This window comes from Parabacteroides goldsteinii DSM 19448 = WAL 12034 (genome assembly GCF_000969835.1).
In the GTDB taxonomy this organism is placed as follows: Bacteria; Bacteroidota; Bacteroidia; order Bacteroidales; family Tannerellaceae; genus Parabacteroides; species Parabacteroides goldsteinii.
Genome location: NZ_KQ033914.1, coordinates 309,666 through 332,500, shown reverse-complemented (window position 1 = coordinate 332,500; position 22,835 = coordinate 309,666). Strand labels below are relative to the sequence as shown.

The 22,835-nt window shown below is 43.9% G+C and carries 14 protein-coding genes; 4 read left to right on the top strand and 10 right to left on the bottom strand.

The annotated features are described in order from the left end of the window. Nucleotides 1-4: 4 nt before the first annotated feature. The 4 genes from HMPREF1535_RS23895 to HMPREF1535_RS23880 form a co-directional block, all read right to left on the bottom strand. Entirely contained in the window at nucleotides 5-1,183 is a 1,179-nt protein-coding gene (locus HMPREF1535_RS23895) for a DUF5000 domain-containing lipoprotein (protein ID WP_046147832.1), read from the bottom strand. Nucleotides 1,184-1,212: 29 nt separating this feature from the next. Next, the gene (locus tag HMPREF1535_RS23890; protein WP_046147831.1) at nucleotides 1,213-3,117 is read right to left on the bottom strand and encodes a RagB/SusD family nutrient uptake outer membrane protein; all 1,905 of its coding nucleotides are present in this window, start codon (nucleotides 3,115-3,117) and stop codon (nucleotides 1,213-1,215) included. 20 nt (nucleotides 3,118-3,137) lie between these two features. After that, nucleotides 3,138-6,371, bottom strand: coding sequence for a SusC/RagA family TonB-linked outer membrane protein (locus HMPREF1535_RS23885; protein ID WP_046147830.1), 3,234 nt, complete (start codon nucleotides 6,369-6,371; stop codon nucleotides 3,138-3,140). Between the two features lie 167 nt (nucleotides 6,372-6,538). After that, on the bottom strand, nucleotides 6,539-7,288 hold the full coding sequence (locus tag HMPREF1535_RS23880; RefSeq protein WP_046147829.1) for a DUF4469 domain-containing protein: 750 nt from the start codon (nucleotides 7,286-7,288) through the stop codon (nucleotides 6,539-6,541). Nucleotides 7,289-8,174: 886 nt separating this feature from the next. Between HMPREF1535_RS23880 and HMPREF1535_RS23875 the strand changes: the two genes are divergently transcribed. The 3 genes from HMPREF1535_RS23875 to HMPREF1535_RS23865 are packed head-to-tail and all read left to right on the top strand — an operon-like array spanning nucleotide 8,175 to nucleotide 11,818. Then, entirely contained in the window at nucleotides 8,175-9,083 is a 909-nt protein-coding gene (locus HMPREF1535_RS23875; RefSeq protein WP_007653585.1) for an electron transfer flavoprotein subunit beta/FixA family protein, read from the top strand. Between the two features lie 4 nt (nucleotides 9,084-9,087). Then, on the top strand, nucleotides 9,088-10,107 hold the full coding sequence (locus HMPREF1535_RS23870; RefSeq protein ID WP_046147828.1) for an electron transfer flavoprotein subunit alpha/FixB family protein: 1,020 nt from the start codon (nucleotides 9,088-9,090) through the stop codon (nucleotides 10,105-10,107). 4 nt (nucleotides 10,108-10,111) lie between these two features. Beyond that, entirely contained in the window at nucleotides 10,112-11,818 is a 1,707-nt protein-coding gene (locus HMPREF1535_RS23865) for an acyl-CoA dehydrogenase family protein (RefSeq protein WP_046147827.1), read from the top strand. A gap of 66 nt (nucleotides 11,819-11,884) precedes the next feature. Here HMPREF1535_RS23865 and HMPREF1535_RS23860 read toward each other — a convergent pair whose 3' ends face one another. The 6 genes from HMPREF1535_RS23860 to HMPREF1535_RS23830 form a co-directional block, all read right to left on the bottom strand. Further along, a complete protein-coding gene (locus HMPREF1535_RS23860; RefSeq protein ID WP_046147826.1) occupies nucleotides 11,885-13,171 on the bottom strand; it encodes an MATE family efflux transporter in 1,287 nt (428 codons plus the stop codon). Nucleotides 13,172-13,675: 504 nt separating this feature from the next. Beyond that, entirely contained in the window at nucleotides 13,676-15,895 is a 2,220-nt protein-coding gene (locus HMPREF1535_RS23850) for a CRISPR-associated helicase/endonuclease Cas3 (protein WP_046147824.1), read from the bottom strand. Nucleotides 15,896-16,023: 128 nt separating this feature from the next. Continuing rightward, nucleotides 16,024-18,096 carry a BT4734/BF3469 family protein gene (locus HMPREF1535_RS23845; protein ID WP_052716784.1) on the bottom strand — a complete coding sequence of 691 codons (2,073 nt, stop codon included), beginning with the start codon at nucleotides 18,094-18,096 and terminating at the stop codon, nucleotides 16,024-16,026. Between the two features lie 156 nt (nucleotides 18,097-18,252). Further along, nucleotides 18,253-18,639 (bottom strand): HU family DNA-binding protein, encoded by a 387-nt coding sequence (locus tag HMPREF1535_RS23840; protein ID WP_046147823.1) that lies wholly within the window; start codon nucleotides 18,637-18,639, stop codon nucleotides 18,253-18,255. A gap of 284 nt (nucleotides 18,640-18,923) precedes the next feature. Beyond that, a complete protein-coding gene (locus HMPREF1535_RS23835; protein ID WP_007653606.1) occupies nucleotides 18,924-19,757 on the bottom strand; it encodes a sensor histidine kinase in 834 nt (277 codons plus the stop codon). Next, entirely contained in the window at nucleotides 19,754-20,278 is a 525-nt protein-coding gene (locus tag HMPREF1535_RS23830; protein ID WP_007653607.1) for a response regulator, read from the bottom strand. The genes HMPREF1535_RS23835 and HMPREF1535_RS23830 overlap by 4 nt, the downstream gene beginning before the upstream one ends. Nucleotides 20,279-20,454: 176 nt before the next feature. On the opposite strand from HMPREF1535_RS23830, the gene HMPREF1535_RS23825 reads away from it, so the two are divergent. Then, nucleotides 20,455-22,797 (top strand): ABC transporter permease, encoded by a 2,343-nt coding sequence (locus HMPREF1535_RS23825; protein WP_046147822.1) that lies wholly within the window; start codon nucleotides 20,455-20,457, stop codon nucleotides 22,795-22,797. Nucleotides 22,798-22,835 lie beyond the last annotated feature (38 nt).

Genomic DNA, 22,835 nt, shown 5'->3' with positions numbered 1-22,835 from the left:
ATCATTACTCTTCATTTTCTCCATAAAAAGATATTTCTGCTGGAGAAACATAAGAAGTACCCTTCCAAGCTGAAGTAAGAAGTATACGCACATATCTCATCGGAGGCTGCGATAAATCAAATGAAAACTCATGTCCTTTATCTGCCATTTCCTTATCAAGATCAGTAACAGTATTACCTGGAGAACCAGAAGGCTTAACAATTTCACAATCCATAATTTTAACCCATTCACTCCAATCTCCATCTTTACCAGGCTCGTGATCACAAGTATACACTTCCATTCTTTGAGGGTTACCATGATCATAATAAATATTTGTAGAACCATTTAACTTTCGTTGATGCATAACAAAACGACTAAGTTTAGCCATACAACCCAGATCTATTGTCAAAGCTGCCGGTAAAGCATTATTAGGGGTATGTCCAAAAGTTAAAGGATCATCATCAATCATATAAGCATCCAAACATCCCCATTCTGCAAAAGAAGCATCGTTATCCAAACGCATAACTCGCATTTTTTTCTTATCCAACTTTTCTTCAAACAAAGGCGTAACTTCAGCTGAAATCGTATCTGAGTAATTGTTGAAATTATCTCCTAAAATCATTGAGAATTTGGATAACTCTGGAGCATATCCACGTACGCTATACGTATTTTTATCAATATCACTAGTCAAAATATTTAATGTAGACATCCGACCTAAAGAATCAGGTCCTAACAATTCAACATTTAGAGGAACCTTGTCCGAATTTCCCCAACTAAAATTAGCACCTCCAAAATCTGCTTTAATTCTTACTGTTTTTATAGCTTTACTTAAAGGGGACTCTAAAGGATAAAACTTTACTTCCACAGGATCAGACAGTTCTTGAGCACGATTTACAGCATAAAGCACTGCAGTATGTTCTAAAGTATCATTGTATCCTTGAAGTAATAGTTTGTTTTCATAATACGATGCCATTACTTCATTTTCTTTACCATCTGATAGAGTATATACACACTTCACTGCCAATAAATCTTCCGAATTGGGAATCTTATAAGAAATTGTAGCTCCACCGGCAGACGGCTCCACCGTAACATCTGTAACAATTCCCGGCTTACCTAAACTGCCACTAATAGGAGCCAGTTCTTTCTCCGAACAAGAAGAAAAGACCAACAGTAACAATAAAAAACTCAAATATTTCGTTTTCATACACTTATACTATTATTAAAAATAAACAATTACCACCCCGGATTCTGAATCAATTGCGGATTCTTTACAATATCCGATTCAGGTATAGGGGCTAAATATTTTTTAAATGAGAAAGACTGTTCATAAACAGGAGTCACCGTATAATAATTTTCCGCATCAGAAGCATTTATGTTCCACCCTTGAATCAAACGATTTTGTTCTTGCAATGCAGTTTTCCAACGGCGACTATCCCAATAATAACTTCCTTCGCAGGCTAATTCAATCTTACGTTCACGCTGAATGATTTCGCGCATACCTTCTTTTGTTGTCGGTTTTTCCGGATGATTCGAATATTTACGCCAGCTTTGCAATACACCGTCCAATCCGGCACGCTCACGTACCATATCTATATATTTATAAACCTCTGCATCAGGTACATTTTTCGATTCGTTCAATGCCTCGGCACACATCAGCAATAAATCTGCAAAACGCATATCCGGAAAAGGATATGACTCCCAGGTCACACTGTTAGCATCACGATAAGACGAATTTATTGAAACTAATTTTTTAGGCCAATAACCAGTTGCATTATAATTTCCAGGATCTGCCGCAGAAGAATATTCTCCAAAACGATTTTTAGGGTACAGACACTCTGCATCATCATCCGGTATATTTTTGTAAGAATTTCCATACCATTTACCACGATCGAAACCTAATGTTGAATAAAAACGTGGTTCACGGTCAAAGTTCAATCCTGCAGTTTGTTCCCCTTTCTGAATATAATAACGATTTCCTTCATCCCCTGTACGCAGACTATAACGGTTCGTATAATCATACATTATATCTTCTTCAATGGGAACCCCATTTTTCGAATAAAACCATTCAACAGTCGACAAAGGAACGCTCAACCTTTGTTTAGTACCCAAAGTTAAAGCAGACTCAAAATAAGTAAAACAGTCTGACTGGAACCCTCCATCAACAGGATAAGACGTGTTACTCCAAATTAGTTCAGCATTCCATCTGTGACTAATAACACCTCTCAGTGTTTGAACCTGCAAAATTTGATCTGATAATTTCTTTGCCGATATATAATCAGAAGTTCGGTACAAACGAATTCCTGCAGTTTCACAAATATCTACAGCTTTTTTACATGCTTCTGCCGCAGTTGTCCAACGTGAAGCATCATAAGTCTGATTAAAAAATGGTTCTCCGTTATGATCCCTGAAACTATTATAGTCAGTATTTCCATTAAACAAAGGGCTGGCCCAATACAAAAGTATCTTAGCCTTCAACATATAAGCTGCCGGCTGCGTAAAACGTCCTAACTCTGTTGTCGGATTTGAAAGAATCAACGGTAAAGCTTCACTTTCTATCACTTCATCCATCAGATCAAGAACATACGAAAAACAATCATCCACTTTTTCGCGGTAAACACGTACAGCTTGAGTAGATTCGTTTACAGCCGGACTTTCACGTAACGGACAGATAGGTCCGTAATAAGACAATAAATAAAAATGAAAATAAGCTTTAAGCATTTTGACTTCAGCTATCATACGCTTTTTTTCATATTCATCTAAATCCTTTACATCACCTATCCCCATCATAAAAGTATTACAATCACGAATACCGGCATACAGCGAATAACTACTTGCCCAATAATTCATAAGTGCACTGGTCGGACTGTCTTGTCCTAACCCTAATTTCATACCAGTATCACCACTATACTCAGTATTTAAAATCATCTCCATAGCTCCATGAATCCCCGGATTCTCGCTCATACTCGCAGCCTTTGGTACTCTCCAATAACAAGAAGCCAGATATTTTTCTACAGTGTAGCGATCAGCAAAAGCATGCTCTTCGGTAGCCACATTGTCAGGAACCACATCCAGAAAATCACAGGATGTTGCAGCCAATGCAGTACAAACACATACGATATATTTATAAATTGATTTCATATTGTACTATTTTTCTTGTTTTAGAATCCTAAATTAATACCTACATTAATGACGCGTTGTATCGGATATCCCAAACCGTTTCCTGCCATTTCCGGATCCCACAGTTTGAATTTACTCCAGCATAATAAGTTTGTTCCACTTACGTACACACGTAAGTTTTGTACCTTAACTTTCTTTGTTAACATCTGTGGTACAGTATAACCTACTTCTACAGATTTCAAACGAAGGAACGTCGCATCCTGCATGAACCACGTACTCTTTTGGTTGTTGTTTTCAACAGACTGATTCGACAATCTGGGCCAGAATGCATACGGATTACGGTTGTTCTCCGACCAATAACTATCGGCAATTACTTGCAAAACCTGGTTTTCACCTTTCAAACCATCGTCATCACTTTGACCGGAATTAGCGTCCATAAACGGAGTGATTTTCTTTTGGTCAAGCCAGAAAGACTGACGGGCTGATCCTTGAAAAAAGAAAGAGGCATCCAGTCCTTTATAGCCGACAGAAAGTCCAAAGCCATAATTGATCTCCGGTGTCGTAGGATAACCGATGGGAACCTTATCCAACTCTGAAATTTTACCATCTCCATTCACATCACGATATTTGATATCTCCCGCCATATAGTTACCGAACTGTGTCGGAGAGTTTTTTACTTCCTCATCGTCAATAAACAATCGTTCTGCAATATATCCCCATTCCTGTCCTAAAGACTTTCCGATCTTTGACAACCAGGGAGTAGAGCTATAATCCGGTTCTTCCCACTCTACCGCTTCACTCGTGGCATAGGTAAAAGTACCGCGTCCTGTCATCCACCAGTCTTTGTTGAAACTCTTCTCATAATTCAATTCCATATCGACACCATGCCCTTTTGCCTTTCCCAGGTTAGCCTTTACAGCCGGAAGGATACCCATTGTAGCAGGAATCACACGATCCAACAATATATTCTCACGACGTTCCGTAAAATACTCCACATTAGCAGATAAACCGAAAGTTGTCGTAGCCTCTAATCCGACATTCATTTTATAAGAAGTCTCCCAACCGATCTGATCATTGGCATAACGATTGAAGCTAATAGCACCGGGATTATAATTCATCTGTGTACCCCAGTTAACTTTACGGTCTGCATTCATATTTACATCCGACAAGTAATAAAAACGATCATTTCCACTTCCTATCTGGTCCTGACCGGACATACCATAAGAACCCTTAAATTTAAATTGAGAAAATACATCCTTTAACGGTTCAAAAAACGCTTCATTAGAGACCATCCATCCCAATGCCCCTGATGGGAAGAATCCCCAACGGTTATTCTTCGAAAAACGTTCCGATCCATTATAACCAAAAGTAAACTCTCCGAAATAACGAGAATCGAAGTTATAAGCCAAACGACCGGCTAAACCTATATTTCTATAAGGTAATGACAATTGAAGATTATCCGCAATACCGGATTTCTGATTGCGCATCGTATAAACCAACAGAGCATTCACATTATGTTTATCATTAAATAAACGGGTATATTCTGCTTTTCCTTCCAAATAGATACTACTGTTTATATAGCGCTGCCCTGGTTCGTAATTAATCCATTCCGTACCATCGTTAGGATTTAAACGATTCAACTTATAAGAATTTGCCTGCAAATCATAAGATCCTATGCTATAATAAAATGGTTTATATGCACGATTTACAGAATATTCTGAATAACGATCCATATTGACAAGCACACTAGCCGTCAAACCCTCTGTTATCATTTTCAAATCCTGATTCAACACAAATTGTGTCAGCATCGTATTCTTACTGTACTCATTATAACCTCTTAAAGCCTGCGCATAAGGATTAACATAGTTAGCACTTCCATAATTACCAAATAAAATATGATTAGCATGGGCATATTTTTCATCCGGTTCATAATATGGTTTAAACAAAACAGGATTAGCCTGCATCACATGAGTATACATACCACTACCACCGCCAATAGGCCCTGAATAATCATCAAACGCAGCACTCATTCGCAAAACCAGCTCCGTCGTTTTAGTCAGGTTCACATTCACATTCGAACGAATCGTATATTTCATCAAATTGATATTCGAGTTGAAATTATTACGTTTATCAACCTTCACATTTCCATTATCCCGTGTCATATTGGCCGCCACATAATAACGAGCAACCGTACCGCCACCACTCACACTGATATTTGCACGCTGATTCATAGTCAAATCTTTGAACATGGTGCTATACCAGTCTGTCGAAGGGAAAATATCCGGATATAACCCACGTTCAGTCATGGTTATCTTTTCCTGAGAATATAAAGCTAACCCCAACGGATCACGTGTTTTAATTGCCTCATTCTGCATCCGCATGTAGGTAACCGGATCCGCTTGATCGACCCGGCTGGTAGGAGTAGAAAATGAATTTTCAATACGGACATTCACTGCGACCTTACCTTCACGTCCTTCTTTTGTTGTTACGGAGATAACACCATTTGCACCACGCGCACCATACAATGCTGTAGCCGTTGCATCTTTCATGATTGTAAAGCTGGCGATGTCATCGGTGTTCAAACGAGCCAGGTCATCGGTACTCAATTCGATTCCGTCAATCAGAATCAAAGGATCTTTTTTCGCATCTGCTCCAAAAGTCGTGATACCGCGAATAAAGAAGTTGGCATTATCCTGCCCTGGTTCACCACTTGTCTGATAAGAAATCAAACCTGCTACACGACCGGCAAAGGCTGTGGTCAAGTTACTACTCGGAATTTTCAGTTCTGCCGGTTTTACCGTTGTGATGGCAGAAACCACGCTTTCTTTTTTCTGCTTGGCAAAAGCAACAACCGTTACTTCTTCCAACTCATCTGCTTTCGGCTCCATCACGATATTCAGGAACCCCTCTCCCTTATAAGTCAATTCTTTCGTTTCCATACCAATGAAGGAAACAACCAGTACCGCATTGGTATTAACTCCATCGAACTCGAAATTTCCATCTACGTCAGCAATCACACCTTTCGTACTTCCTTTGATTTGCACAGTAGCACCAGGTAGCGGATCACCACCGGTGTCAGAAATCTTACCTTTTACTTTTTTCGAGTTCTGTAAAACAAGGCCGACTAACGGTTCCATCCTGTTTTTTTCCTCATCATAGCGACTAATTTGAATGTCTCTCTTCTCTGTTGCAGGTATATTTCCGGCAGCAAATACCGGAATTGTACAAACAAATGGCAGGGAGACAAAAAGTCCTAAGAGTACTTTTTGCTTCATAATGTATAATTTTTAGGATAAATATAAATTAGGTTATCTTCTCTTTCTCTAAGTCTTACTTCCGTGAAGAGACAGTACTATCTCCTGTATGGAGGCAATACTGTCTCCGGCATGGCGATAACGGTATCTCCAGATAAAAGACAGTAAAATATTCTATTGCGATAAAATTATTCAATCTCCGGACGGTCGCTTCCTCCTCCCGTTCCTACATGTACCGGAATCGAGACAGAACGAGGGGTTTTCAAGGTTATTCCTGTACCTTTTGTATATTGTGTGGTTACGGTCAGTTCATATTCGCCGTCGGTCAGTTCAGTAGGGACTAAAAAGATCAGCTCCGAAGGGTTATTAGTAGCAAACATATCCTCAGTCACTTTTGTCACAGTATCGTTCTCCTTATTACGAATAACGATACCCACGGAAGCATCATCACCTACAACCTTCAAATATGCACCGCGAATCACAAAATTCCGTCCGGGAGTCATACTACCATCTTTCAATTTGGTTTTCTTGTCTTCTGTTTCCAGGATATACATGACATCATTTTTCTCACCTTGTATAACCACCTGGGTTTTGGCCATTTCTTCCCGCAATACTTTATCCTGATTGAAGGATACATAAATACTGTTCTTTTCAGGATTCCAACGTCCTCCTTCTATCAGACCGGTAAAACGTGGAACCGCATAAAACAATCCGGTATTAACATTGTAACCATTCATCAGAAAACGGGCTATGATACGTTCGTAAAGGCTAACAACGTGTACCAGTGTTTCTTGTCTTAAACCGGTATCCTCTTCCCGCATTTCTTTGTACACCTGTTCAAGACCAACATTTCCGGCAGCATCAAGAATCAGAATCTTGTCATTGGGATCTTTCGTCACACTATTGGGTACGATCCATCCTTTTAATTTGTTTTGCATAATAGCTCAAATTGTGAAAGACTAATCTTTCTGGTTTGTATTAAATATTGTAAATCCTACAACCTAAAAAAAGCAATAGTCTTAGCAGAACTATGGTATCCATCTACATATTCTGGAAGTTTATTCAATAGAAGTCGTATATTATGACAATAAAACTCAGATTGGATATCTCAACTCATTCTTTGAAAATAAACACATCAAACAACTGAATAAACATTACAATCTCAAATTAAATATTTTGAAATACAGATTTTGAAAGTTTATATTTATTTGTACTTTATCAGCTGTTTCGAAAGATAATCCATCATCAAAGAATGAAAGTCTATTTTCTCTTCTTAGAAAGCTCTGTATTTTTGCATTGTTAATTAAATAACCTAAAACAATACCATAGTTCTGCTAAGACTACAGTAACTCAGATGAAAAAATATGGTTATATAATCTTCCATACAGGTATGATAGTTTCTCCCGAAATTATCTAAATATAAAAAACTAAAACTTTAGCACACATCAAAAAAATCAACTAAACATCAAGTTATTTCATCATATATTATATATGTAACCAGCTTTTAATTATTTGCACAATCTTTCGATTAGATGTACAATCTTTCGATTTGCCATACCTCAGCATTCTTTAAACTTACATTTTAAATATTTGTAAAAATCGGATATTACATAACTATTGAACTTTTCCCTTAAAATAGCGAATGAACAGCTTATGTCAAAAACAACAAAGGTGCAGTCTGGGTGCTCAAAAAACCCTAAAGTGTGCAGATTTCAGGTTAAAGTTCTTTGAGATAAAGAATGTTTGACTACTTTTGCAATCGGTAATTTTTTTACTAATTACCAATTAATTTTCAGACAATAGAAATCTAATATTCCTATTAATATGAGTTTAAGAATTATTGTTTTAGCGAAACAGGTTCCGGACACACGCAACGTGGGAAAGGATGCGATGAAAGAAGACGGAACGGTAAACCGTGCCGCCCTTCCCGCCATCTTTAACCCGGAAGACCTGAACGCATTGGAGCAGGCACTGCGCCTGAAAGATGCCTACCCCGGATCGACTGTTACATTACTGACTATGGGACCGGGACGTGCCGCCGAAATCATCCGTGAAGGTTTATACCGCGGAGCAGACGGCGGCTTTTTGTTAACCGACCGTGCCTTTGCAGGAGCCGATACACTGGCAACATCATACGCCCTGGCTACGGCTATCAAAAAAATTAACGAGTACGATATTATCATCGGTGGCCGTCAGGCTATCGACGGAGATACTGCACAGGTAGGTCCCCAGGTAGCTGAAAAGCTGGGATTGACACAAATCACCTATGCTGAAGAAATCCTGAACGTGGATGAAGCAGCACGCCGTATCACCGTAAAACGTCATATCGACGGAGGCGTGGAAACCGTAGAAGGCCCGCTGCCTATCGTAATCACAGTAAACGGCTCGGCAGCTCCCTGTCGTCCGCGTAACGCCAAACTGGTACAGAAATACAAACGTGCCATGGGAGCACAGGAAAAAGCGGCTCAACCGACAGCCTGCCACCCCAATGGCCCGCAAGCTATTCAGTATCCTGAACTATACGAAACACGCCCGTATCTGAACATCCCCGAATGGAGTGTGGCTGATGTGAACGGCGACCTGTCTCAATGCGGATTATCCGGCTCGCCGACAAAAGTAAAGACTATACAAAATATCGTGTTCCAGGCAAAGGAAAGTAAAACACTGACCGGCTCGGACAAAGATATAGAAGATATGATTGTTGAACTGTTAGCTAACCATACCATCGGATAAGATTATGAATAACGTATTTGTATATTGTGAGATTGAAGGCACAACCGTTGCCGATGTAAGTCTCGAACTTCTGACCAAAGGTCGCAAGTTAGCGAATCAGTTAGGTTGCCAGCTGGAAGCAATTGTTGCCGGTAGCGGCCTCGAAGGCGTAGAAAGCCAGGTGTTGCCTTACGGTGTCGACAAACTGCATGTGTTCGATGCACCGGGCTTGTTCCCTTACACATCCCTGCCCCACTCTTCCGTACTGATCAACCTGTTCAAGGAAGAAAAACCCCAGATCTGCCTGATGGGCGCTACTGTTATTGGCCGCGACCTCGGTCCGCGTGTATCATCCGCACTGACCAGTGGTCTGACTGCCGACTGTACTTCATTGGAAATCGGTCCTCACGAAGATAAAAGAGCAGGTATCACTTACGAAAATCTGCTGTACCAGATCCGTCCGGCATTTGGCGGTAATATCGTTGCCACCATCATCAACCCCGAACACCGTCCCCAGATGGCTACCGTTCGCGAAGGTGTGATGAAGAAAGAAATCCTGGACGCAAATTATAAAGGCGAAGTGATCCGGCACGACGTAGCTAAATTCGTTCCGGAAACGGATTATGTAGTAAAGGTGATCGACCGCCACGTAGAAAAGGCAAAACACAACCTGAAAGGCTCTCCGATCGTCATAGCCGGCGGTTACGGAATGGGTTCGAGGGAAGGATTCGACAAATTGTTCGAACTGGCTAAAGAACTTCACGCCGAAGTAGGTGCCAGCCGTGCAGCCGTCGATGCCGGTTTCTGCGATCATGACCGTCAGATCGGCCAGACAGGTGTAACAGTTCGTCCGAAATTATATATCGCTTGCGGTATCTCCGGACAGATACAGCACATTGCAGGTATGCAGGATGCAGGTATCATCATCTCTATCAACAACGACGAGAACGCTCCGATCAACACGATCGCCGACTATGTTATCAACGGCACAGTCGAAGAAGTGATCCCGAAGATGATTAAATATTACAAACAGAACAGCAAGTAAAGAGATGGCAAATTATTATACAGACATACCGGAACTCAAGTATCACTTGAACAATCCGATGATGGAACGTATTTGCGAACTGAAAGAACGCAATTACAGAGATAAAGAAGAGTTCGATTACGCACCGCAGGATTATGCCGATGCAATGGATTCATTCGATAAAGTGCTTGAAATCACCGGGGAAATCACCGGAGAGATCATTGCTCCCAACGCCGAAGGTGTTGACGAAGAAGGTCCTCACTGCGCTAACGGACGTGTGGAATATGCTTCCGGAACAAAACAGAACCTGGATGCCATGGTGAAAGCCGGCCTGAACGGAATGACCATGCCGCGTCGTTTCGGTGGTTTGAACTTCCCGATCACTCCGTACACCATGTGTGCCGAAATCGTTGCCGCCGCCGATGCCGGATTCGGAAACATCTGGTCTCTACAGGATTGTATCGAAACATTATATGAATTCGGAAACGAAGACCAGCATAACCGTTTCATCCCGCGTATCTGCGCCGGAGAAACCATGTCTATGGACCTGACCGAGCCGGATGCCGGTTCTGATTTACAATCCGTCATGCTGAAAGCTACCTTCGACGAAAAAGAAAACTGCTGGCGCCTGAATGGTGTAAAACGATTTATCACCAATGGTGATGCAGACCTTCACCTGGTACTGGCCCGTTCGGAAGAAGGAACGAAAGACGGACGTGGTTTGTCTATGTTCATCTACGACAAGAAGCAGGGTGGTGTAGACGTTCGCCGCATTGAAAACAAGTTAGGTATCCACGGCTCTCCTACTTGCGAATTGGTTTACAAGAATGCAAAAGCCGAACTTTGCGGCGACCGCAAATTAGGTTTGATCAAATATGTTATGGCGTTGATGAACGGTGCCCGCCTGGGTATCGCAGCACAGTCTGTCGGTTTGAGCCAGGCTGCCTACAATGAAGGAATGGCTTATGCCAAAGAACGTAAACAGTTCGGCAAAGCAATCATTGACTTCCCGGCAGTTTACGATATGCTGTCTATTATGAAAGCGAAGCTGGATGCCGGTCGTGCACTGTTGTATCAGACTTCACGCTATGTGGATATCTACAAAGCGCTGGATGATATTTCACACGAACGCAAACTGACTCCGGAAGAACGTCAGGAACAGAAGAAATATGCAAAACTGGCTGATTCATTCACCCCGTTGGCAAAAGGTATGAACTCTGAATACGCCAACCAGAATGCGTACGACTGTATCCAGATTCACGGCGGATCAGGTTTCATGTTGGAATATGCTTGCCAGCGTATTTATCGTGATGCCCGTATCACTTCAATCTACGAAGGTACGACCCAGTTGCAGACAGTTGCCGCTATCCGTTATGTAACAAACGGTTCTTATCTGGCAACCATCCGCGAATTCGAAGCCATCCCATGTTCTGCGGAAATGGAACCGCTGAAAGCACGACTGGTAGAAATGGCCAACAGGCTCGAAGCATGCATGAACAAAGTGAAGGAAGCACAAAATCAGGAATTACTGGACTTCGTTGCCCGCCGCCTTTATGAAATGGCTGCCGACTGCGTCATGGCTCACCTGTTGATCCAGGATGCAACCAAAGCACCCGAATTATTCAACAAATCAGCCATTGTATACTTGAACTATGCAGAAGCTGAAGTAGAAAAACACAACAGCTTCATCGAAAAGTTCAACGCTGACGAATTAGTAAACTACAGACAATAATAATATTGTCTCTCCATAAAAAAGCCGGATATCAGAATAAAGATGATATCCGGCTTTTTTCAGATATTACCGATGAGAAGAATGCCATAATATCCATTGCATAATCCCTCTTAATGATAAATAGATCAGGAATGCCATCCATAAGGCATGGTTTCCCATTAAGGCATAAAAGATATAATAGATCAGGAAGAACATTCCCGAAGCCACCAGCATCGAATAAAGCATCAACCGGGTAGCTGTTGCACCAATCAGGATACCGTCCCAAAGGAAAGCGGCAAAGCCGGCCAAAGGAATAGCCAAAACCCAATAACAATAACTTCCGGCAGCATTAATGACTGTTGTATCATTCGTCAACAATCCCAGAAAATCTTGTCCACCTATCATATATAGAATCGTAAAAGACAACGACAATCCCCATCCCCAACGGAATAGCAGACGAATCATCCTTTGTAATCCAGTATTGTTTCGTGCGCCGATATAACGTCCGGTCATCGCTTCGCCGGCATAGGCAAAGCCGTCCATTATATAGGAAAATAGTGTAAACAGCTGCATCAACAACGTATTAACAGCCAATACGACATCTCCCTGCCGTGCACCTGTCGATGTAAAAAAGGTAGTGACGGCCACCAAACATAATGTACGGAAAAAGATATCGCTATTCACCTGAAAGAAACGCTTCATAGCTGTCTTGCCGATTATCTCCCGCCAACGAAAAGCAATTTTCAACCGCCCGTAATAACGAAGCCAAAGCAACGAAGCCATAAAAAGTCCGGCATACTGAGCAATCAACGTTCCCAACGCCACTCCTTCTATCTTCATATCCAGCAAATACACGAAAGAAAGGCTGGCAACAATATTCACCACATTCTGTGTAATCGCTATAAACATCGGGAAACGTGAATTTTGCATGCCGATAAACCACCCAGCAAAGCCATAAAGTCCCAATACGGCAGGTGCCCCCCATACACAAATATTGAAATAAACCGTAGCCAGTTCGCGCACCTCCGGAGTAGCATCTATCAAAAGAAAAGCTATTTTCCGGATCGGATATTGAAGCAGCAACAGACATAAAGCAATAAACAGCCCCACTCCCACTGCCCGTAACAAAACACGTGTCACCTCTTTCAGGTCACGCTGCCCAAAAGCCTGCGAAGTCATACCACTCGTCCCCATCCGCAGAAAACCAAACAGCCAGTAAATAATATTGAACAGCATCCCTCCTACGGCGATCGCCCCGATATAAGCCGCCGATCCTAAATGACCGACAATAGCGACATCAATCAGTCCCAATAACGGAACGGTTATATTTGAAACAATAGAAGGTATTGCTAATTGAAGAATTTTTTTGTTCATGTTATTGTATATACCAAAAGCTTATTCTTAAATTTGTAAGCAAAGTTACGGATTACTTTATATATAACATTATAACGCAACAATGTTTCAATAACAGATAAAACGCGAACCCAAAGTGGTTGTAAAAACACAGGATGTTCGCACTCCCTGTTATTCTGATATTTACAATATTATTAATAACTATACAAATACCTATTATTTGTACACTTTATTATTCGCAAAATTATATGCTGAAAATGTTATCAATAAAGCTTTCCATAAACATGGAGTCGCATCCTTTACGGGTGCGTGGATTGAAACGAACTAAACTTAGATAATTATGAGCAAGCGTAGGTCGTATCTTACAGAGATACGTGGATTGAAACAAACATTGATCGGGAGTTGATACACGGACATAACCGTCGCACCCGTAAAGGATGCGACGGTAGTGTTATTGTTGCAATTTCAATTCAGACACGTTTCAATCCACGCACTTATTATAACCAACTCAATCTGTAACACCTATCACACCAACAGCAACTCCTCCACCCAAGCGCCATCCAAAACCAACCCGGCATGTTCATCATAACACCTTCCATCCTCCAATATAAATATTCCGGCATACTCTCCCACAGTGCCCTGTTTACGGAACTGTTCGAAATCCCATTTTCTGACGGATACGCTATACTGTTGCAGCTTACGCAATAACCAGAATTCCGGACCAATCCGCTTCAGTTCTTCCAACAAGGTTGCGCCATCACCATAGCCGACTAAGATGGATACCGAGTCTTTATCGTCTATCAACCGGAATTGATCGGCCGCCGTAGCAAAAAGGAAATTCATTTCTCCGGCACCTTTATATAAAGAGTCTTTGATCTCTGCCTTATCAAAGGTGTTACAATTGCTATAGAATAACCGGAAATATTGAGCCATACAATCCGGGGAAAACAAGTCACTTCCATCGGAAATAGACAACATCTCCCGTAAAGCAGCCGCCCCCTTTCCCATCAAACCACGTAAAGTACTATTCTCCGGTTTGAAGACAAAGACCTGCCCCAACTCACCCTTCTTATTTAACTTGCCTTCCCGGTTACATCTTCCGGCAGCCTGTATGATTGAATCCAGACCGGCAAATGCACGGTACACTACCGGGAAATCAATATCTACCCCGGCTTCAACCAACTGCGTGCTTATCACACGAACCGGTTCATTGTCCTTCAATTTCTGCTTGATCAATTTTATCACTTCCATGATATGTACGGAACACATCATACGCGATAGATGCAAAGTTCCTTCAGGCATCCGCTGATAAAGCTCCCGCGCCTCTTTTCGGGTATTTACAATACATAATACACAATCATATCCGGACAGTTCGTCGGCAAGGTCATCGAAAGTCGTGGTCGATTCCAGCCAATGCAATTCTACCCGTTTAAAAGCCTCAAACAAATGATCATGCATGGAAGTAATTTCTGTGACGGGACTCTTCAGCCCACTAAAAGCCTTCTGCCCCGTTCCGATACGACCGGCAAAAACAGGCAATGTAGCTGTGGTAAACAAAATACTGGTTTTAAAAGACGATTGCAGGCTCTGCAAGATATCCAATATCGGCTGCAAAAATTCAACCGGCAACATTTGCGCCTCATCCAGAATAACAACCGAATTACAGATATTATGTAACTTCCGGCACCGTGAAGTCCGGCAAGCATACAGCGACTCGAAGAACTGTACATTCGTAGTCACAATAATCGGAGCATCCCAGTTTTCCGTTGCCAACTGGGAAGGAGACCGTTCGTCATTACTATCCGGCTGCAAATTACTATGATGCTCCACCACATTCTCCGCACCGAAAATATCCCGGAGCACGGCAGCCGTCTGTACAATAATACTCGTATAGGGAATCACAATGATAATCCGATCTTTTTTATAACGAACAGCATGGAGGAGCGCCCAGGCCATCGAAGCCAATGTCTTTCCCCCGCCCGTCGGCACTGTCAGGCTGAAAAAGCCGGGAAGCTTTTCCGCCATCTCACAGCAACGGGATAAGATAGCAGCGCGCTTCTCATTGATGAAAGAGGCAGGAGCACCTGCCGTGAGCGATTCCATATGTGTATCGAACCGCTCTTTCAATAATTCCATAGCATCATATTGCCCGCGACGAGCAGCCTGCTCCGGCTGCATAAACCGCTCCGTATCCAGATAGTCGGCATCTACCAGACATGAAAACAACATGCGAATCCATTGGTGCATTTCTTTCTGAAAATCACTAATCATAGGCGCATTCAGCAAAACGACCGCTTCCCGCATCTCTTCCGGCGCATCATTCAACATCTCCTGGTAACAGTCTGTTTTAGACAAACGTTTACTCAAATTAGCCTCCCCAGAAGAAGTCCAGTCCAGCAATCCCGAATGATGTCCGGCTATACAATAGGCCAACGGCTGATAATAACCCGGTAATTTCTCTTTCGCCAGCATAGCTCCGGCTGAGGAATGATCGGGTTTATTCACCACTTTCTGCTCTGCCGTCATACCGGATGCACTACGGATATAAGGTTGAAAACTATCCTTCGTATATTTTCCCATATCATGCCACCAGCCATTCTGCTTTCCCCAGGCCGCAGCACCGAAAACAGATGCGAACGATTCGCTTAAACCAGCTGTACCGACAGCATGTTCCTTAACTGTTTGTATCTGAAAAGCGTCATCCTCCACCTTGACATGCGCTATAAAATCCTGCTCATTTTTCATCTTACATAAAAGTTTTCACTAATTTATTTGCCATTTGCAATATTTCCACACAGCACATTGTATAACAACCAATTAAACTATTGCAAATACCGATTTCATTTGCAATGCCGTTTGCCATTTGCCATACATCATTTATTCCTAACAACCAAATAACACGTACCTCTCATCGTACGGCGCGACGGGATCTTATTCTTTTGAAGCAAGCGTCCGAAGTATGTCAACCGTTTAGTTCCCAACTTTATACCACTTTTATCTTGCAGGTATTGAAGTATTTCGAGAGCAAAAAGTTCCTCATATTCCTCACCCGGCAAGGGTGCGCGGAAGTTTTGCAGGAACAATTGTTCCTCTATCGGTATCTGCTGGAACACATCATTGTTGCGGGTGGTAGAAGATTCTTCTTCGGACGTAAACCAATAGCGTTCGCCAGCCTTTAAAGCCGAGACTGCCTGCGCATAAAGCTGTTCATAATTAACCGATACGGAATTATATGCTGTCCCGGTTATCCCAATACATATAAAACGGCGGCTACCGGTCGGATCGGTCAGCAAATCATAATTATTACAAGTGGCAATGAAAGAAGCATACCGATGCAACGCCCGGATACTTCTTTTATAGGGTTGCCGGGCATTGACCACCGGCTTTTGAAGAACATTCTTCAAAAAACTCTGATACGCAGCACTTACCGAATCGAACTCATCGATATTGATCAATGCAAAACGGGTAAGCAACAACTCTGCATCCCGCTTATTGCTGAAATCGATACTATCCGTATAATACATACGTAGCGAAGGGGGCAACAGATTCCGACACCAGGTCGATTTACCGCATCCCTGAGGGCCGACCAGTAAAGGTAGCGAACTATTGGCATGCAAATGATCCCGCCGGTACCAATGAGCGACCATGCTCAGGAACCAGATATAAAACAAGTCGCGCCAGGCAGTATTATCTGTCGGCAACGTATCGGCCAACGTACGGATATGGTCTCTCCCATCCCATGCCGGCAAATGTTCCAGATAATCTTCCAACGGATAGAAAACCGGTACCCTGTCGGAATACACATACCGCTTCACATCACGATCCCAAAGTGCCAATCCTTCAGCCTGTGCATTCAGTCCGATACTGTTCAGAACCGTCTCCGTCACAGGAGCAAAACGGATATAATATGAACCTCTTGCCCGAAACTCCACTTCGCCGGCCAGCATATTCCGCCTGAACTCATAACGCCGTTTCATAAACTCATCCGTCTTTACAGACAATAATTGCTCGGGAGGCATCACCGGTTTCTTTCCAAAATTCTTCGAAAGCTGGTACACCGTATGAATGGTCTCCCGGATCTCCTCTTCAAACAGTTCCAGATGCTGGTATATCCTTGTCCAGCGAACCGCATCCTCCTCCGGTATCCCGGACTGGAAACAATTTTCAGCCAGCTTTGTCAGGAAAGGTCTGACCTCTTTTCCGTCATCCAAACCTCCCGTTTTCTCCAATGCATCCAGCATACAGGCATTATAAAAACGGGAAATGATACGACTGCGGTCGAATCCGGGCATCATACGTAAAAGCGGATCTTCTTCTTTCGATACGATTTCCCGGTATATCGGTTCGTCCGGCATCTGTGTCGGTTGTTCCTGAACCAACGCAACAGCCGAAAAATTATAATATAAATCAGGATCGAAGGAATGGCGGCATCCCCGCTCCAAAGAGGGAGTCTTTATCTCTATATCACATTGCAGCTGAGCCTGATAATAGGCAACAGCGCGCCGGTAGGCTACCGCATGAAACAATTCCGCCTGCTCCCTGTCCCGTGGCAATGTTCTGTCTGGCAAAACAAACGGTACCAATATTTTTACACTTTTTCCGCTGGAACCGGTAAAAGCAGCCAGTGTTTGAGGGGCTTGCGATGCCAATTCTCTTATTCTCGCCACCTCTTCCTTATTCGCCAGATTTCTGACCTCCACCAGAACCAGTCCGTTATACGACCGGAACTCGACCTTTTTATCTCTTTTTCCGAATAATGCGGAAAAACACAACGCCGGAAGATTTGTTGCATGTATACTTTTATCACCAGGCATCGAACAAGCCAGGAGCTCCCTGTATTCATTCACCACCTTCCGGTACTCGCCGCTACGCATACCGCATAAAACAACGTGCAACGCCATATTTTTAAAGGTTTTACCCCCATTCTTTGTTTGTGTAATGTACATAGTATATTTTATTTTCACCCCTCTTATGATATGACAAATGGCAAACGCCATTGCAAATAAAAAAGGTATTTGCAATGGTTTAAATTTCTATTATACAATATATTGCAGGACAATATTGCAAATGGCAAATACTTTCCTGAAACTTTATGTACAACCTTATTTCAGCCTCGTAAACTCAATATCGCTCAGCCGGTCTTTCAGCTTCGGACTAGGTTTGAAGCCTATCCCCTTCAGTTTAATGGATTCAGCGCGGATTTTAGACGGTTCTTCCACATCGCGATTCGGCTGGGCGGTCACCGAGAAGGTACCCAGACCGTCGATCGTCACCGTATTGCCTTCTTTCAAGGCTTCCGATATCAAAAGAGTCAGATTTTCGATCATCCCTTTAACATCCCCATATGTGAAGGTGCTGGCATCGGCCATTTGTTCTGCCAGCGTATCGAGGTTGACATTACCATAACTTACGGTGGTAACCGAATACTTTACCTGCTCTTTGCCGGTAATATTATCATTGATTTTTGTGAGTTTGTACCTTACTGCCATGCGGTTCCCTTTCTTTTAGATTTAATATTACTACTAGTTACTTCAAAGGTTACTACCTTTTATATCACTGATTACTAGTCAGTAATACCAGGCTGTACAGGATAATCGAATAAGGTGTACAGGCTGGCCGACCAGGGTGTACAGGATAATCAGCCAGGGTGTACAGGATGATATTACTAAGTCAGGACTAAAGGTATAAAATATAAGGAGACATACAATAGTTTATCCTATATTTTTATCTTCTATTGCCGTTTATGTTAATAACAACACTTCGATTTTTCAAACTAAGACACAATAAACGTCACCTGGAAACCGGGCACAGGCCGTTCAGCCAAACAAAGGTCCCGGCCTTGCCGAACCATCATCTGCCGGGAAAGTGACAAGCCGATACCCGAACCATTCTTTTTGGTTGTAAAGAACGGAACAAAAATCTCCCGCTCGACATCTGCCGGAATAGGCGCACCGTTATTGCTGATCCACAACTCCTTATACCAACGCACATCCATAGTCGTCGCCCCGGCTTCGCAGGCATTCTTGACCAGATTGATCAACACCTGGCGCAACATATTCTCATCCGTAAACATCGTGACAGCCAAAGGGATGGAAATATGCCACTCCAAATCCGGATAAAGCGTCCGAATTCTTTCCACGAAAGCGGCCAATGGGATCTCCACAAGAACCGGCTCCTGCAACTCTGCCAGTTTCCGGTAACTGTCCACAAACAAGGCAAGCCCCCGGCTGGTCTCATGAATGGCACGGACTCCCTCCTCGTAAACTGTCCCCGCAATCGCAGGATTATCCAAATAGGCCTGGCTGATGCTGGCAATCGGTGTCGTAGCATTCATGATTTCATGGGTAAGCACACGAGTCAGACGCTGCCACGATTCCACTTCGTTGCGGGCAAGCAGCACGCCTATATCCTTACCTGTTTCGTTAAGGGCTTCCTGCAACGCCCGTTCTCCGAAGAACAGACCTTTTACAGGAAGACGGAACGTGAACTCTTCGTTGCGAATCGCCTCACGCATCAGATGTGCCCGGTCTCTCAGCAACACCTGATGACGATAAAACCATCCGAAGAAGACAACAACGACCACCAAAAAAGAGACTATCAGAATCATAGTTTTTTCATTTTAGCATACAACGTCTGCCGGGTAATCCCCAACAGTTCGGCAGCCCGGCTGATGTTGCCGTGGCAACGCTCCACGACCTTATGCACATGTTCCGCCTCGACTTGTTCCAACGAAACCACTTTCCGGCCGGCATCAATCGCATCTTTCAGGACACGGATCAACTCCTGGTTGTCCCAAGGCTTGGTAACAAAGTCTGCCGCTCCCATCTTCAACCCGCGCACCGCCAATTTGATATCAGCGTATGCCGTCACCAGCACCACCGGAATGGCCGGATGTTTCTTATGGATTGCCCGAAGCCAAAGCAAGCCGTCTTGTCCGGAGTTTCCCCCTTGCGTGAAGTTCATGTCGAGCAAAATCACATCCACCTCCTCTTGTGCCAATACCGTAAGAAGCGTGTCGGGAGAAACAAGCGTCAATACTTTATCAAACTCACCGGCCAAACAGATCCTGACTGCCGTAAGAATCGCCGGATTATCATCCACCACCAATATCGTCCTGTAATTCGCCATATCCGATTCGTTTAGATTACCTTCATTTATCAGAGGCAAAGGTACGGAAAAAGGCTGTATGAATATCATACAAACAGGTGTATGATTTTCATACAAACTGCTCTAACCGCGCTTTACATCCATTGCCGAATGCCGGCAACCTTATACATTTGCAACAAATAAAACAATGAACAAAGATGAAATCGTACTTCACTTTTCTCAGCCGCAACAAGCTCTACACGGCTATCCAGTTCTTCGGACTGGCCATCGCATTGGGAGTCGTACTCCTCTTAACGTTATACGCTAAAACCGAATTCAATATCGGTAACAGACAGCCATACTCCCACCAATTGTATGCCATCGGCTACGGCGATGGCATCGGTATGACGGTCGGTACCGCCCCGGAATTATTCCCTTCCATTCCGGAAATAAAAGAATGGACACGCCTCATCAACAACGAGCTGACAGACTTGACCATAGACAACAACTACTACCAGGTGAACAGCCTTGCCGTCGATTCCAACTTCTTCCGACTGATGGACTATCCGCTCATCGGATGTGAACGCGACAAGGTGCTGAACGGAACAGACGAGGCCATCATCTCCGAACCGTTCGCCCGTAAAGTATTCGGCAATGAAGATCCTATCGGACGCACAATCATGTACCTGAACCAGACACCGCTACGGGTCGTCGGGATTCTCCCGACTTTCGATCCGACAGAACTGTTGAAGCCGGTTGACCTCCTGGTCCCTATCAAATTGGTGGAAAAGACTTATTCCTGGATGGATAACTTCGGTTCAACCCAAACGTTCGTCACATTGGCGGAAAGGGCTACACCCGGCACCGTCTCCCGAAAACTGCTCGACAGCTATAAAAGTTATTGGAATTATTGGAAAGAAGACAACAGCACGAACACCTTTGCATGGGGTTCATCACTCACACGCATGGACGAAATATACTTTTCACCCTTGAACTATAACACTCCTTTCCGCAACGGGACACGGAAACAGGTTCAAATCTTATTGGCCATCGCGATGATCTTGCTCCTTTCGGCCGTCTTCAACTACATAAACCTGACCGTGTCGCAAACCGGCAAGCGGGCACATGAGATGGCGACTCGCCGGTTGATGGGCGATTCTGCCGGGCAAATCGTGTTGCGCTACCTCGCCGAGTCGGCAATCTTCACAACCGGGTGCTTCATCGGCGGATGCCTCATCGCCGTCATTGCCAAACCCTATTTCGAATACTTGCTCTCTACCCAAATCGCCATGTCGCTTTCTCCCGCAACGGTGGCCTACGCCCTGCTGTTATTAGTTGGAATCACCGGTATATCAGGATTAGTACCGGCACTCATCATTCGCAAATACAGCCCGATAGATATTGTAAAGGGGAACTTCCGCTTGCAGAACAAGCAACTGTTCAGCCGCCTGTTCATCATCGTGCAGAACGTGATCAGCACGTTCCTCATTGCGTTGGGGCTGACAATGGCCGTCCAAATACATTACCTTGCTACCCTGCCGACCGGTTATAATACCGATCTGGTCTTTGTACGGGCCTGGGATTTAGGACCGACCTACGACAAACAAGCCATCCTCCAGAAACGTTTGCAGGCATTGCCCCAGGTGGCAGAAGTGGCGTTGGCACGGAAACTGCCTTTCGTCAGCGGCCACGATGGCGTACGCCAGCCGGACGAAGAGGGAATGTCATGGCTCCACCTCTCGGATGTGGACAGCACTGCATTCCGGATGTTGGGCTTCGAAGTGACAGAACGCTGGTCGGACCCGCTACCCGGCATGGTTTGGGTAACGGAAGAGACCTGCCGCCGTTATAACCTTTCGGCCGACAACCCCCATTTCGGAAAGAACGGTGACGAGGGCGGCTACCGGTATAACGTCTGTGGTGTTATCCGTGATTACCGTTCACTCATGCCGTTAAACACTCCGACACCCGATTCGCACGGAGCGGTCGGGGTGATGGACCCGCAAGGCTATGTGATCAGCCAAGTCGTCCGGACCCAAGGTAACCGGTCGGAAGCTTTGGCCGCCATCCGCCATACCTGTCGGGAAGTGTCCAAAGAGGTGATCGGGATGCCGAAAGACCTGGAAACCGATTATATAGATGATTATCTGGACAAAGATTTGACACACGAGAAGAACATCGTGATGCTCGTCCTTTGCTTCATGGTCATCTCCATCCTCATCTCTGCCATGGGATTGTTTGCCATGTCGATAAGCTACACCGAACAGCAAAGCAAGCGGATTGCTTTGTGCAAAGTGATGGGAGCCGAAACAAGCGGTGCGGTATGGGAACTTTCCAAACGATTCATGATGCTCTCGTTGCTTGCCGCCTGCTTCGCCCTGCCCATCAGTTTGAAAGCGGTTCAAATCAGTTTGGAGTCATTCTATAACCGCATCGCCTTCCCGTGGCACCTCATAGCCGCGGCTGTTTTGGCAACCATAGTTATCGCTTTCGTGTCAATCATCAGTCAAACTTTGAAAGTCGCCCGCCGCAACCCTATAAAAAGCATCCGGACGGAATAAAAGCAACAGTATATAACAGGTAACATCATTATAAAAAA